Origin of the sequence: Neobacillus niacini (assembly GCF_023715785.1) — a bacterium.
GTDB lineage: Bacteria > Bacillota > Bacilli > Bacillales > Cytobacillaceae > Neobacillus > Neobacillus niacini_E.
Genome location: NZ_JAMBOX010000006.1, coordinates 20,240 through 33,780 on the forward strand (window position 1 = coordinate 20,240; position 13,541 = coordinate 33,780).

A 13,541-nucleotide genomic window follows, 5' to 3' on the forward strand; every position below is an offset into this window, starting at 1 on the left:
AATTGCAAGTGTCTATTCAAGGTAGCTTTGAATAATGGCATAATTCTAGCACAGGAAAAGCTTCCCTTTGTATATAATATGATGTCATGTTTTTAGGGGGGATTTTATGAAGGTTGCCTTGCTTACAATGTTTAATGGACTGGATAGCACTTACTCATTAGTAAATGTGGTTGCGGAGCAGCTGCGTATGATGTTGGATGCGGGGCTCGAACCGGTGTTACTCGTTAGTGAAAGTTGTCCACTCGATAATTTGTATGGTGTTTTTCAGGATAAAAGGATTAAATGGGAAAAGGTCGTTAATTCAATAGACGGAAAACTAATTCATTGGAGGGATTATTCGCAGCCAGATGGTAAAGTACACAGTACTTTTTTTGAAGAAGCAAATGTGATTGCTGAAGATTTGGTTGGAAAATTAACTGATGTTGATGTCTGCATCATGCATGACATTCATTATCAGGGCTGGCATCTAGTTCATAATGTAGCAATCCGCAAAGCACAGGAAAAATTGCCCCGTCTAAAATTTATTGCTTTTACCCACTCTGCACCAGTCAATCGTCCGCCCGATCCGAAATGGCCTTTTTCTGCCCGTTATACTGGCATGCCGAACACGATTTATGTCTATCCGACACAGTCGGGGCTGGCCGCTCTTGCGAAACAATACAATGTTCCTGAGGGACGCTGCCGGGCCGTAAATAACAGTCTAGATCTTTTAAGCTTTGCAAGCAGTGAATTACAGGCATTATCCAATGAAATTGATTTGGTAACACCGGATATTTTAATCGTCTATCCAGGCCGGCTTACGCCTGGAAAAAAGTTTGAGAAGGTAGCCATGTTGGGTGGTGCCATCAAAAAGACCTGTGAAAAATCCGTCAAGGTCATTTTTTGTGATTTTCCAAGCAGTGACATCTCACCGAAGAACTATAAAAGCTTCATACGAAATCAAGGGGCCACCTTAGGATTGAAACAGGAAGATATGTTTTTCACTTCGGATAGGAAGGATTTTAAAAATGGGTTTCCTCGAAAGGCAGTATTAGAGCTATTCAGCTTATCTAACCTATTCATTTGCCCATCTTTTTCTGAATCGTTTGGGTTGACGGTCCTGGAAGCGGCAAGCAAGGGGAATTTCCTTGTATTAAATGAAAGGGTGCCTGCATTGGAGGAACTGGGGAAAAATCTGAATGCTTATTTTATGAAATGGGATGCACGGAATTTTGGCTATGATACCCATGAAGCTTACAAACCTTCTGAACAAGCGTATTTAAATGAACATGGACAAATTATTGTGAATAGAATGCGGGAGGAACCTGTGATCCAAGCAAAAACGTTGGCGCGGCAAAGATACAGTCCAAAATGGATTTGGGAAAATCAATTGGAGCCGTTAATCAGCTTTTTTTAAAAAGTAAAAAGGAGGAAATCACAGGATTTCCTCCATTACTCTCGGAAGTGATTAGCAGCCGCAGTTATTGCCCTTACGAATACAAACCTTTACAATATCTTTTTCGGAAATTTTCCAAACAACAGGTACGGACCCAACTCCGCCTAAACCTGGTTTTGATCCTGCATTTTGTACTACTGGTGTACCTTGACACAAGACGGCAAATCCACAAACAGTGAATGTGTCTCCTTCATTTGCGTCCATGCGATCAATGACACATTGGAATGGTCTTTCGTCACAAATTTCTTTACTCATTTGATTTCCAAATTCATCTACTGCTGTAAACGTGATTCGTTTTGTTAATACACCGCAAATAATAACCTTTTCAGGGCAAACACTTTCTACAACTGGCGGTTCCGCGAAGAATACTTCAGTCATAATATTCTCTAATCCTGCTTCTGTTGCCAATGCAGGAGGTACGAGTTGTGTTAAAAATTCAACGACTACTTGACAGCAAGTTTGCGGATTTGCAACTGGACAAACAGCAGTAGTTGTAGTGGTTGTTGTAGTTGTAGATGTAGTAGTTGTAGTAGTCGTAGTAGTTGTAGTGGTAGTAGTGGTAGTAGTGGTAGTAGTTGTAGTGGTAGTAGTGGTAGTAGTGGTAGTAGTTGTAGTGGTAGTAGTGGTAGTAGTAGTGGTAGTTGTAGTAGTTGTTGTCGTTGTAATAGGTGGGCAAGTGCCAGCAAGCACACATACACTGTTAACATTAGGGACATTTTGGAAATGGATCGCTACATCTAAAAAGTCAGCCTCAGTCAATGCAGGTGTATTAGCTGGTGGACAGATTAAAAAGTCGCGAAACTGGCCTGGAAAAATTCTATCGGCTTGCATAGTTGTATCAATAACAACTTCGGGATTCTGAAATGTATTGCCGCAGCCTGGACAATTATTCGCTCTAGGATTTGGAACGCCATTTACAGAAAGACCACTCCTAGTCGCTTGTATACAGATAGATCCAATAAACCGTTGGTCATTTGGAGAAGATACAGTAGATGTGTTTGTTACCCTTAATGTTACACAACCGGCATTTGGGCCAGATGTGATTTGTGTAAAAGTAGCTTCGAAGCCTACTTGATTAGTAAAATCACAACCGGTGAACATCTTTGGCATTTTATGATTGCACTCCTTTTCTATAAGTTAGTATTAAAACAGAATAACATTTGCTTAAATTCGCTTTTCTGTTTTTCTTAGATATTGTATGGCTTCATTGTAATGGAAGCTTGGACAAAACCATCAATTATATAAAAAATTATAATTGTTGGAAAGGCCTCTGGGTTCCTTGTTTCAGGGGCTCTTGCCAGCTATGGTGAAGCTGTTTTTTTAATGCAAACCTTTATGACTTCTTTTTCTGCAAAACGGAAAGCAACCACTGCCCCATTTTGTTTTTGACCAAAATTTGCTTCCCTTTCGAAGACATCGCAGATAATCTGCAGGTCGCTAATTTCAAATTGATCGCCCGCCGAGATATCCTCTCTGTCTATTAAACACTGAAATGGAACTTCGTCAGTCAAGCAATGGTTGATAATGTTCATTTGCGAATCAAAGGTTGAGTAAGTTATTTCTTTGTGAAGTATTCCTGAGATAACAACCACTTCATTACATACTTTTTCAATGCAAGCACTTAGTTCTTTGGAAACATTTGTAGTTCCTTGTATTGCTGGCGGCACTAACTGAGTGCTATGTTCCAATATAAAGCGGCAACAAAGATCCTTCATCCCTGGAGGCCCTTGAGGTCCGGTAGGTCCGGTAGCGCCAGTAGGTCCAATCGCCCCAACTGCTCCCGTAGCTCCTGTTGCACCGGTAGCCCCAGTGTTTCCTGGAGGCCCTTGAGGTCCAGTGGCCCCTGTCGCTCCGGTAGCACCAGTCGCACCGGCAACATTGTTGATATTTACTTCAACATTAACCTTTTGCTTACATTTGCACTCCTGTTTACCGCATTTTTTGCAACCCTTTTCCTTATGACATTTGCATTTTTTGCTGCCGCAATCAGAACATCTTTCTTCTCCACTGCTGACGACATTACTCCAATCATCATTCGGTTTAAAACCGCTATATCTGTTTCTATTCAAATTTTTCCCCTCCGCATCCTAAACCTTTTGTATTTTATGAACCAAGCTGTAAATGGGTTTGGACGGGTATCCATTAATTTTCATAATTTGAGCAAAGAAAACTATTCTAATCTCCAAAATGGATTATATCGTTACATCTATCCAACCAAGCTGTGTATTAAATCATATTATATATGGCGTCTTACAGATTGGAGGAGAACCGGAACCTTTATAAAGCATGATGAAAAGAGGATGAGGATGAAAGTAGTTATTTTAGCTGGCGGGTATGGTACCCGAATTAGTGAAGAATCACATTTGAAACCTAAGCCTTTAATTGAGATTGGCGACTACCCGATTATTTGGCATATTATGAAGATTTACTCTGCCTATGGATTTAACGAGTTTATTATTTGTTTGGGGTACAAGGGCCATATGTTAAAAGACTATTTTTTAAACTATTTTTTATATAAATCAGACGTTACCGTTGATTTTAGCAAAGAAAATCGATTAGACATCCATCAAAATTTCGCAGAACCATGGAAGATTACATTGGCGAATACGGGTATTCAGACAATGACAGGTGGAAGAGTTAAGAAGATCCAGAAATACATCGGGAATGAGCCGTTTATGCTTACTTATGGCGATGGTGTTGCGAATGTGGATCTGAAAAAACTAGTACAGTTTCATAACGAGCATGGAAAGATTGCAACCCTTACTGCTGTCCAGCCCTCTGGAAGATTCGGTGCATTATCTTTGAATAATGATCAATTAGTGAAGAGTTTTAAAGAAAAAGTAAAAGGTGATGGCAGCTGGATTAATGGCGGTTTTTTTGTTTTCCAGCCGGAAGTGTTCCATTATCTAGGGGATGACCGTACTGTACTCGAAAAAGAACCGCTTGAAAATTTGGCAAATGAGGGGCAGCTAATGGCTTATAAACATGATGGATTTTGGCACCCAATGGACACGTTACGGGATAAGAAATATTTGGAAGAGCTCTGGATGACCGAAATCCCTCCTTGGAAAGTTTGGAGTTAGGGGGTGGGATGATGATCGATAAAGAATTCTGGAAAGGAAAAAAAGTATTTATTACCGGGCATACGGGGTTCAAAGGGTCTTGGCTTTGTTTATGGCTGCATCATCTAGGGGCAGAAATTACCGGATATTCCTTACCGGCGCCCACAAATCCGAGTCTGTTTGGGTTGTGTGAAATAGACAAGCTGACAAACACCATTATTGGTGATATTAGGGAGCGGGAAAAGTTACGTCTATCCCTAAAACAGTCAAATCCGGATATTGTTTTTCACATGGCAGCACAACCCCTTGTGAGGCCTTCGTATGAAAACCCGATCGAAACCTATGAAACAAATGTAATGGGTACAGCTTATTTGTTTGAAGCTATCAGGCTGGCAAACCTGAAAAACAAAAAAATAAAAGCGATTGTAAATGTAACTTCGGATAAATGCTATGAAAACAAGGAGTGGCATTGGGGATACCGGGAACATGAACAGCTAGGCGGTTACGACCCTTATTCAAATAGCAAAGCCTGTTCGGAATTAATTACGGCCTGTTATCGAAACTCTTTTTTTAATCCTAAAACCTATGAAACGCATGGTGTCGCCATAGCATCCGGAAGGGCCGGAAATGTGATTGGAGGCGGAGATTGGGCAAAGGACCGCTTAATACCGGATAGCATTCAGTGTCTATTGGAAGGGGAAACGATAAAAATAAGAAACCCCGAATCGATCCGTCCATGGCAGCATGTCCTGGAGCCGCTAAGTGGATATTTATTATTGGCGCAGAAATTGTATAAAGAAGGTGTCCAGTACGCGGAAGGCTGGAATTTTGGACCTGATTCTGAAAGTGAACAAACAGTCGAATGGGTTGTCAGCCGATTATGCAAAAAGTGGGGTTCAGGGGCATACTTTGAAATGGTTCATAACAACGGTCCGCATGAAGCACATTATTTAAAATTAGATTGTTCAAAAGCAAAAACGGAATTAGGCTGGAAACCGAAATGGGATTTGGACTACGCATTGGATAAAGTGATCGAATGGTCGCTGGCCTATAAAACTGGAAGAGACGTTAGGGGCGTATGTCTAACACAGATTATTGAATATGAGGATGAGGAAGCCAATGAAACTAGTGCCGGGTATTGATTTTATTACAGGAGTTACAAGTTTTATAGGATCACATTCTTATTTGATTGTGGGGGACAAAAAATGATTCAAAGGTTTTCATTTGAGAAACTGGATTTAGAGGGTGCGTTTTTAATCAAGCCTTTTGTTGCCTATGACGAGAGAGGGTATTTTATTAAAGATTATTCCAAAGAAGTTTTTGAGGAGAATGGCATTAACCATGACTTAAAAGAAGTTTTTTATACAAACTCGCATAAAGGGGTTATTAGAGCCATTCATTTTCAAAGAGTAAACCAGCAGCCTAAGCTTGTCCGCTGTGTCTCAGGAAAGATTTACGATGTGATTGTAGATTTGAGAAAAGATTCCCCGACATTTGGAGAGTGGAGGGGCTTTTATCTTTCTGAGGAAAATAAACATCAACTTTATATACCATCGCACTTTGGCCATGGATACCTTGTGCTGGAACATTCTATTGTTTCCTACAAGTGCGCTGAGAAGTTTTATGGTGAGTATGATGACGGAATCATGTGGAATGATCCAGATATCGGGATCAATTGGCCGCTTCATTTAATCGATCAAATGATCTTATCAGAAAAAGACAACAATCTACAGAGCTTTTCGGAGTTTAAAAGTAAAGAGAGAAGTAATTAAACGCTTCTCTCCGTGCAACTGCTGCCATCGGGGCAGCAGTTTTCTTATTTTCTATACTGTTTTAGCCATTCCATTGTTCTTTTAACACCTTCAGGGAAAGATACAGTGCACTCAAATCCAGTATCTCTTTTTAAATCAGCAGTACTAAATTCTTCGAGGCCCATATTAATACCCGTAAAAGGAATGTCACCAAAGGTAAGCTCTATTTCCGGTGCTAGCGTTTGCGCCATCTCAATAATAAATTCCCTTAATGGTTTGGCGTTTGAACCTCCGATTGTATAGTTACAAAAAGGTTTTCCCTGCAGACCAATTAGATAAAAAGCCTTTGCTACATCGGTAATGTAGATAAAGTCGTAATTTTGTTTTGCTGAAGTAAATTGTAAGGGTTCATTGTTGATTATTTTTCTAATCGTAGTGTTTATAAAACGTGGTGATAACTCGCCGGGACCATACGCATTTGTAATGGTACCCCATACATGCTCAATTCCTATTTGTGCTGCTACAGCCTTACTAATACAATGTGCTGTAAGCTTACCTGCTCCATATATATAAGCCAATCCAGGCTGATTCTCTTGAGAATATACAGCAGCCATCGTTTCATTTTCCATAATACTGCCCGCACCTACAAACCTCTTACAACCTAATTCTTTTGCGATTCTTACAGTATCTACTGTCCACAATGCATTTTGCATTTGAAGTGTTTCATCTGTTCGAGCATTCCCCGATGGGCCTGACCATGCAAAATGATAAAAAACATCGATATCTCGATCATTCATTTTTTGAGATAAACTTGGAAGTTCATTTAAGTCACAATATACAATTTTCAGTTTATCGTTTTTGGCTAATTTATCTATATTTGAGTTTTCATTTCTTACTACCGCAATAACTTCTATGCCAAGAGAGAGTAACTCTTTTACAAGATAGCTTCCGATAAATCCATTAGCTCCGGTTACAATTGCCTTCTTCATTTACTTCCCCCTCAATTCGTGAAATTCATTATTAAACCCGGCATTATCATTGGATCGAATTTAGACCTGAAATGATAATGCCGGGTTTGAAGTTACTCTTCAAGAATTTTTATAATCATATCTCGAAGTTCCTTTGCCCTGATATTTGTGGTATGTCTTTTTTGTATTAATTTATAGCCGTTTTTGGCGATTCTTTCCCTTTCCTTGCTATTCTTTAAATAAAATTCTGCCTTTTCCACAAAATTAATCTCATTGATCGCTACATAATTTTTTTCTGAACGGAACCCTAAATCGTAAAGTTCTGGTAAGTCTGGTGCGAGTAATAAAGTATTGCATGCTAATACTTCCAAATATTTTAGTACCGGATATCTAAAGAAGGTACCATCTGTAAAAAATAGTTGCGCTCTGTTCAATTCTTTTGCATATTTTTCTTTTACGAGGACTTCTTCATTGTCATTAATATCTCGATAACCCGGGTGAGGATGATACACAAAGTCACTGTTACTAGAATAAGTTTGGAGAATTTTATGCCTTAGAGGGTATAGGCCGTCATGAACTGCGCCCATCATCAGCATTTTAATGTCCTTTTTTAATCGATAATCTTTAAAAATATTTATGTTTACATGGTGCGGAAGCCATTTCATTTTATCTGCGAGGTCAGGATAGTAGTCTAGAAAAGCATTACGATAACAAGCGAAGATATGTTTAATATTGTCCTTTTTAACACCTTCTCGCAGGTCTGTAATATTATGAAGGTCCTCGACATATATCCCATAGGGAATCACTAATGTATCCAGTCCAGAAATAGGTGGAGAAAATTCAGCCGCTGACCCATAAAGATAGATCAAAATAAAATCCGGAACGAATGGTATATCCTTTAAAATATTGTGAATATTACCGGGCTGATGCCAGATGTGGAGGTCGGTTATCGTGGATAATTCATTTGCCAGGTAAAAGGGTTCAGTGTGGACCCATTTACTGAAATCCCTGGTAATTAGCAATAATTTGAGTCTGCGCATTAAAGTAACCCCTCTTTATTAGTAGTGGAGTAATAGACAATGTGTTAAAAGTAAGCTATTTTTTAATTTTTATGGTTTCGTTTTTTTTCTTTTTTCAATTTCCTTCTTTAAAGAATCAATTCCTTCATAATAGGGTTTCAAGTATTTCAGGTTTTCTCCGTAATAGGTAAGGTCACCGGGTGGATGCCATAGATGATAGGCTGTATGATTCATTCTATATAGCCATCCACATAATCCATTCACGCTGCAAGCGAATGCATCATCCTCTCCTCCCCAGCCTAGAAATCTCTCATCGAAGCCTCCAACTGCTTCGAAATGTTTTCGAGGAATAACATTCATTAATCCATATCCGATTTGTCCTGGTATGTGTCCATTAACTTTAACAGTGAGTGGCCAGCCAGGCTCCGTTCTAAGAAGCGCTTCAGAACTTTGTTGCTCCATATTAAAACTTTTGTCGAACGGGAGTACCCATGTATAGACATTAAGTAATTTAACAGCTTCTATCAGAATTGCCGGGTCAAAAATAATATCTGTATCAGCAATAACGAAAATATCTCGTGTAGCCTGCGAAGCCGCATGATTAATCGCTTGTGACCTTGAAAATGGTTGATCTCTGGACTCTCCAATACATATTTCTACTTCAGCCATCATCTTTTCATAAAACCGTCTTGTCCAATTAAAATTCTGCTCTCTTGGACCATGGTCGGTACCAAAAGGAAAAAGCACAGATATCTTATCTAACATGATTTCACCACCTTTTAATAATCCACTACTAGTAGATGGGGATAAGTCAAATTTGGTGCATGCATGGATGAAAAATGGGGACATAGAAGAGAGCATAATATTTTGAAGCGAGATTGATTCGAATCAGCAAATCAAACTATTAAATTGTTATTTTAGAAATATTTCTCATGCCCATGAATGGTTGAAATGATGGATGGCATGCGTATTTTGTGTTAATGTTATTTTCCTGCTATGAAAACTTTTTGGACTGAAATAATCCCTTGGATAAATATGGAGATTATCTTTAAGGACCTGATAGTAATCATTTCCTCGTTTTAAACCGAAATTCCGTTCTGTTAAATCCGTAATGGGGACAACATTAGGAATAGGCACCCAACTGCCATCATCAAAAATAAAAACTTTGTTCTTGTATAAGTCTAACAATTGGGCTATCCAAGGGTGATGCTTCATTGCCCCCAAAGTCGCTGAACTTAATACCCATTCATCTTCAAACCCTGCAAAAGCGGCATGCTCCAAAAATGGATCAAGATTTTTGACAACCTCTACATCCGTATCCAAATAGATTCCTCCATAATGGAAAAGAGCATAAAGGCGAACATAGTCACTTACAAAAGCATATTTTTTTGCACCATAAGCTTGTTTAACATATAAATTTGAATGAATATCAAAGTTTTCTTCATTCCATATCACTTTTTTATAATCTGGCAGTAGACGATCCCAACTTTCTAGACACTTTTTAACCTCATCCGGATAAGAAGTTTTACCAAACCAGCAAAAGTGAAGAACTTTCGGTATCATAATTGTTTCAACCCCTTTTGTTTTTTTTTAAAAGCATTGGATTTAGAAACCCAATGCAAAATTTTTTGTCTGTTGAAATAGCAAGGTGAACCATACCATAGATTTTTAATTGGGGACGAACCAATTCCCCACTGTTGCATTTTTTCCATGAATATGCCAGATGATATTTTTGGAATTATCTACATTCGCATCTTTCAATCCATGCCTGCTCCAAGCGTCCCTCCACAGCAAATCATCAGGTTGACCGTTATCTGCAACGGTATACAATACTTGAAGCGCTTTATGATTAAATGCAAATGTTTGAGGCATCAAGAATGTATTATTTGGAAAATGGCCGCCCAGGCTTCTAAATTTACCTGTTGAAAAATAATAATTATTTAACTGATAATGAATTTCTGAACTTATAATATCACATTCATGCATCTGGAAATAATTGACAATTGTTTTGACATAATCCTTTTTGTGGATATCATCGTCATCAATTTTAATATAAAGATCATAAGGTTCTGGACAGTGCTGGATGGCAGACAAGGCATTCGTATGATGAGTAGAATCTTTCATGTAATGGATGATAAATCTTTCATCAAGAATATCATCAAAAAGGATGTCATAATTTGAAACTTCAGATTCTTTATCATACTTAATGCTTATAGAGTAGGTAAAATCGGTATAAGATTGGTTTTTTATATCGTGCATACATTGACGAAGCATATATGGTCGTTTATAAGAGGGGGTATATAACAGAACTTTCATATGGAAGCTCCTCCTAAATGTGTATTTTAAAGGCCGGAATATTATATTCTATTTAAAATATGAAACGAGCCTTTGTAATGTTCTAGGTTGATTTCTCCATTTTAATATCTGCCCTTTCCAGCCATAAGAAATAAAACAATTTTCCGATACCAGAAACCCCATCTTTCATGTAAAATAACGATAAGGGGGGAGAGGGAATGAATTTTAAGACTGGTTTATGGCAGCAGCAGACGCTGAAGATGACAATGACCCAGGAATTGTCACAGGCGATTGCCCTGCTGCAATACTCGGCGCAAGAGCTGACCGACTTTTTAGAAAATAAAGCACTTGAAAATCCCCTTATGCAAATTGAACAGGTCAATGTCAGGCCGATGAATCCTTTGATCGACCGGAACCGCCGCAAATTTCAAAAGGCGGAAAAAGACTGGATGGACCAGATTGCCGCCAAACCATTTTCATTGGAAGAGCAATTAATTTCCCAACTAAACATAAAAAAATTTCCGGAGGAGCAGCTGAAAGTTATCCGTCGTCTGATTCAGAATCTTGATGAAAACGGTTACTTCACTGGCGATTTAAAGGAAATTGCCGGTAAGTTAAACATTTCAGAGGAGCTTGTGGAGGATTGTCTGGTGATTATCCAAACCCTTGAACCGGCGGGAATCGGTGCCAGAGATCTTCAGGAGTGCCTGCTTATACAAGTGGAATATGAACTACCGGATAACGAATTGGCAAAAAAAATTATCTCGGACCACTTTGTTCCATTCGCCGAAAAAAGGTGGAAGCAAATTGCAAAGGAACTCCAGGTATCATTGAAGGAAATCCAGGATGTCTTTGATTGCATCCAGCTGTTAAATCCGAAACCGGGGGCAATGTTGGGACGGGAGGAAGCTCACTACATCATTCCGGATGTGATTGTTGAGCAGACTCCCGAGGGATTAACGGTCAGAATGTTTGATGACCCAGTACCAAAAATTAGCTTTAATGACCAATACTATAAAAAGTTCAAGGATCAAGATCAGCAAGTAAGCAAGTATCTTCAGGATAAGGTTCAGGACTATCAGTGGATTTTGAAAAGCATTGAGCAGCGAAAAGAGACATTGACACGGGTGGTGTCCAAGATTGTCGAGAAACAGCCGACATTTTTCCAGAAAGGCCCTCAAGGCTTGCTGCCGATGACGATGAAGGAGATTGCTGTGGAATTAGATGTACATGAGTCGACGGTAAGCCGTGCCGTTCGCGAGAAATATGTGCAAACCCCTGTAGGGACATTTACGTTGAAATCGTTCTTCACTAGCACGATTCAAACAACATCCGAGGATGAAGCCACCTCTTCTAGCCAAGTAAAAAACGCCATCAGCCAGCTTGTCGCCGAGGAAGACAAAGCAAAACCTTTGTCGGATCAAGAAATCGTTGACCGGCTTAAAACGTCGGAGGGCATTGTTGTATCCAGAAGAACCATCGCCAAATACCGAGACCAGCTCGGAATTCCGTCCTCTTCGAAGAGGAAAAGGTTTAATTAACTGCTATTTTTAGAAAGGATTATGAGCATGTCACAGTCAACAATCACGTTATATACAAGAAGAGGCTGTCCGTTGTGCGACAAGGCGAAGGCGGCTATTTTAGAGCTTGAGGATGAATGGGAATTCACCCTCGAGGAAGTGGATATTGAGCAAGATGACGAGCTGCATGAGCGATATGGTTTAATGATTCCCGTCGTTCATATCGATGGAGAAGAGGTCGCTTATGGGTTTGTTACCAAATTTGACATAAGCAACCGTTTACATGAAAAAAGCCAGAGTTTATGAGTTGAAATACCCTTTCACTCCTGCTACAATGAAAAACGTAGACAGGGTGATTTTTTTTTGGATGTCGTGGGACATAATATGTCTATGGTGGACATTTTTTGACCAGCGGCATATAATATAAGGAGAATGAGATCATGCAGTCATTCATCGAAATTTCAAAAAGATTATTACCCGATTTTTTTCAAGTCCTGCAAAAACGATACACGATTCTCAGGTACATAGGATTTATGCAGCCGGTAGGCAGAAGGAGTTTGGCGACAAGTCTCGGCCTGACCGAAAGAATTCTCCGTAGTGAAGTAGAATTCCTCAAAGAGCAAAATCTTATTTACAGTAACAACATCGGCATGAGTTTAACATCTGATGGAAAAAATTTGCTTGAGGATTTAGAAGGGTTCATGCGAGAGTGGAAGGGAATCGATGTCATGGAGCTTGAGCTTAAGCACAGGCTTGGCATTAAAAAAGTCATCATCGTTCCCGGGAATAGTGATGAGTCCCCAATGGTAAAAGCTGAGCTTGGCAAAGCCAGTGCGTCCTGCATGAAAAGACTATTTAAAGGGGAAAATATCATCGCTGTCACTGGCGGCTCCACAATGGCTGCTGTCGCAGAACGACTGACTCCCATGCAAGACAAAAAGGAATTGCTGTTTGTTCCAGCCCGCGGCGGGATAGGCGAGGATGTACATAACCAAGCCAACACCATTTGCGCGAATATGGCGGAAAAAACGCATTCCAAGCATCGCGTGTTTTATGTTCCTGATCAAGTTAGCACCGAAATTTACAATTCCTTGGTTAAAGAGCCGGCAATTGATGAAATTCTGCAATTAATCCGTTCAGCCAACATGGTTTTGCACGGAATTGGAGATGCTATTACAATGGCCGAACGGCGACACACCAGCCAGGATGTTTTGAGAAAGCTTGAGACGGGTAAAGCAGTCGGGGAGGCATTCGGCTACTATTTTGACGAAAAGGGCGAGATTGTCCATAAAGTGTTGACAATCGGGCTTCAGCTGGAGGACCTTGCTGAAATCCCTAATGTGCTTGCCGTTGCAGGCGGAGCATCCAAGGCCAAGGCAATCAAAGCCTATATGAAAAAAGCGCCCGCATCAACGATTCTCATCACCGATGAGGGGGCTGCGACAAAGTTGTTGAAGGGCTGACATCATTTTTTAAGCACCAGTGTATTAA

General features: G+C 39.8%; 14 protein-coding genes. 7 read left to right on the top strand and 7 right to left on the bottom strand.

Annotated features, from left to right (window positions below; translation table 11 throughout):
- The first annotated feature begins 106 nt into the window (after positions 1 to 106).
- Positions 107 to 1,396, top strand: a complete 1,290-nt coding sequence (locus tag M3234_RS12520) for a glycosyltransferase (RefSeq protein ID WP_262305040.1) — start codon at positions 107 to 109, stop codon at positions 1,394 to 1,396.
- 51 nt (positions 1,397 to 1,447) lie between these two features.
- Here the strand turns inward: M3234_RS12520 and M3234_RS12525 are convergent, their stop codons facing one another.
- Together M3234_RS12525 and M3234_RS12530 are read right to left on the bottom strand one after the other, a co-directional pair.
- A complete protein-coding gene (locus M3234_RS12525; protein WP_262305041.1) occupies positions 1,448 to 2,125 on the bottom strand; it encodes a hypothetical protein in 678 nt (225 codons plus the stop codon).
- A 611-nt stretch (positions 2,126 to 2,736) separates the two neighbouring features.
- Positions 2,737 to 3,504: a hypothetical protein gene (locus tag M3234_RS12530; RefSeq protein ID WP_262305042.1), complete on the bottom strand. Its 768-nt coding sequence runs from the start codon at positions 3,502 to 3,504 to the stop codon at positions 2,737 to 2,739.
- Positions 3,505 to 3,741: 237 nt separating this feature from the next.
- On the opposite strand from M3234_RS12530, the gene rfbF reads away from it, so the two are divergent.
- The 3 genes from rfbF to rfbC all read left to right on the top strand — a co-directional run bounded on the left by rfbF (position 3,742) and on the right by rfbC (position 6,269).
- A complete protein-coding gene (gene rfbF, locus M3234_RS12535) occupies positions 3,742 to 4,518 on the top strand; it encodes a glucose-1-phosphate cytidylyltransferase (RefSeq protein WP_262305043.1) in 777 nt (258 codons plus the stop codon).
- A gap of 11 nt (positions 4,519 to 4,529) precedes the next feature.
- Positions 4,530 to 5,639, top strand: coding sequence for a CDP-glucose 4,6-dehydratase (gene rfbG / locus M3234_RS12540; protein ID WP_262305263.1), 1,110 nt, complete (start codon positions 4,530 to 4,532; stop codon positions 5,637 to 5,639).
- Between the two features lie 63 nt (positions 5,640 to 5,702).
- Positions 5,703 to 6,269: a dTDP-4-dehydrorhamnose 3,5-epimerase gene (rfbC, locus tag M3234_RS12545; protein ID WP_262305044.1), complete on the top strand. Its 567-nt coding sequence runs from the start codon at positions 5,703 to 5,705 to the stop codon at positions 6,267 to 6,269.
- Between the two features lie 44 nt (positions 6,270 to 6,313).
- Here rfbC and M3234_RS12550 read toward each other — a convergent pair whose 3' ends face one another.
- The 5 genes from M3234_RS12550 to M3234_RS12570 form a co-directional block, all read right to left on the bottom strand.
- Positions 6,314 to 7,237, bottom strand: coding sequence for an NAD-dependent epimerase/dehydratase family protein (locus tag M3234_RS12550; protein ID WP_262305045.1), 924 nt, complete (start codon positions 7,235 to 7,237; stop codon positions 6,314 to 6,316).
- Between the two features lie 92 nt (positions 7,238 to 7,329).
- Complete coding sequence (locus M3234_RS12555) at positions 7,330 to 8,256, bottom strand: glycosyltransferase (protein ID WP_262305046.1); 927 nt, start codon at positions 8,254 to 8,256, stop codon at positions 7,330 to 7,332.
- Between the two features lie 69 nt (positions 8,257 to 8,325).
- Positions 8,326 to 9,000, bottom strand: a complete 675-nt coding sequence (locus M3234_RS12560; protein ID WP_262305047.1) for a galactosyltransferase-related protein — start codon at positions 8,998 to 9,000, stop codon at positions 8,326 to 8,328.
- 165 nt (positions 9,001 to 9,165) lie between these two features.
- Positions 9,166 to 9,798 (bottom strand): glycosyltransferase family 32 protein, encoded by a 633-nt coding sequence (locus M3234_RS12565; RefSeq protein WP_262305048.1) that lies wholly within the window; start codon positions 9,796 to 9,798, stop codon positions 9,166 to 9,168.
- 105 nt (positions 9,799 to 9,903) lie between these two features.
- Complete coding sequence (locus M3234_RS12570; protein WP_262305049.1) at positions 9,904 to 10,551, bottom strand: glycosyltransferase; 648 nt, start codon at positions 10,549 to 10,551, stop codon at positions 9,904 to 9,906.
- 197 nt (positions 10,552 to 10,748) lie between these two features.
- Here M3234_RS12570 and rpoN point away from each other — a divergent pair, with 197 nt between their 5' ends.
- The 3 genes from rpoN to M3234_RS12585 all read left to right on the top strand — a co-directional run bounded on the left by rpoN (position 10,749) and on the right by M3234_RS12585 (position 13,513).
- The gene (gene rpoN / locus M3234_RS12575; RefSeq protein WP_262305050.1) at positions 10,749 to 12,071 is read left to right on the top strand and encodes an RNA polymerase factor sigma-54; all 1,323 of its coding nucleotides are present in this window, start codon (positions 10,749 to 10,751) and stop codon (positions 12,069 to 12,071) included.
- A 27-nt stretch (positions 12,072 to 12,098) separates the two neighbouring features.
- Complete coding sequence (locus M3234_RS12580; RefSeq protein ID WP_262305051.1) at positions 12,099 to 12,356, top strand: glutaredoxin family protein; 258 nt, start codon at positions 12,099 to 12,101, stop codon at positions 12,354 to 12,356.
- A gap of 134 nt (positions 12,357 to 12,490) precedes the next feature.
- A complete protein-coding gene (locus tag M3234_RS12585; RefSeq protein ID WP_262305052.1) occupies positions 12,491 to 13,513 on the top strand; it encodes a sugar-binding transcriptional regulator in 1,023 nt (340 codons plus the stop codon).
- Positions 13,514 to 13,541: the final 28 nt, after the last annotated feature.

Coding starts and splice junctions, on each gene's coding strand:
- M3234_RS12520 (WP_262305040.1), top strand. CDS start 107: ATGAAGGTTGCCTTGCTTACAATGTTTAATGGACTGGATAGCACTTAC.
- rfbF (WP_262305043.1), top strand. CDS start 3,742: ATGAAAGTAGTTATTTTAGCTGGCGGGTATGGTACCCGAATTAGTGAA.
- rfbG (WP_262305263.1), top strand. CDS start 4,530: ATGATCGATAAAGAATTCTGGAAAGGAAAAAAAGTATTTATTACCGGG.
- rfbC (WP_262305044.1), top strand. CDS start 5,703: ATGATTCAAAGGTTTTCATTTGAGAAACTGGATTTAGAGGGTGCGTTT.
- M3234_RS12550 (WP_262305045.1), bottom strand. CDS start 7,237: ATGAAGAAGGCAATTGTAACCGGAGCTAATGGATTTATCGGAAGCTAT.
- M3234_RS12555 (WP_262305046.1), bottom strand. CDS start 8,256: ATGCGCAGACTCAAATTATTGCTAATTACCAGGGATTTCAGTAAATGG.
- M3234_RS12560 (WP_262305047.1), bottom strand. CDS start 9,000: ATGTTAGATAAGATATCTGTGCTTTTTCCTTTTGGTACCGACCATGGT.
- M3234_RS12565 (WP_262305048.1), bottom strand. CDS start 9,798: ATGATACCGAAAGTTCTTCACTTTTGCTGGTTTGGTAAAACTTCTTAT.
- M3234_RS12570 (WP_262305049.1), bottom strand. CDS start 10,551: ATGAAAGTTCTGTTATATACCCCCTCTTATAAACGACCATATATGCTT.
- rpoN (WP_262305050.1), top strand. CDS start 10,749: ATGAATTTTAAGACTGGTTTATGGCAGCAGCAGACGCTGAAGATGACA.
- M3234_RS12580 (WP_262305051.1), top strand. CDS start 12,099: ATGTCACAGTCAACAATCACGTTATATACAAGAAGAGGCTGTCCGTTG.
- M3234_RS12585 (WP_262305052.1), top strand. CDS start 12,491: ATGCAGTCATTCATCGAAATTTCAAAAAGATTATTACCCGATTTTTTT.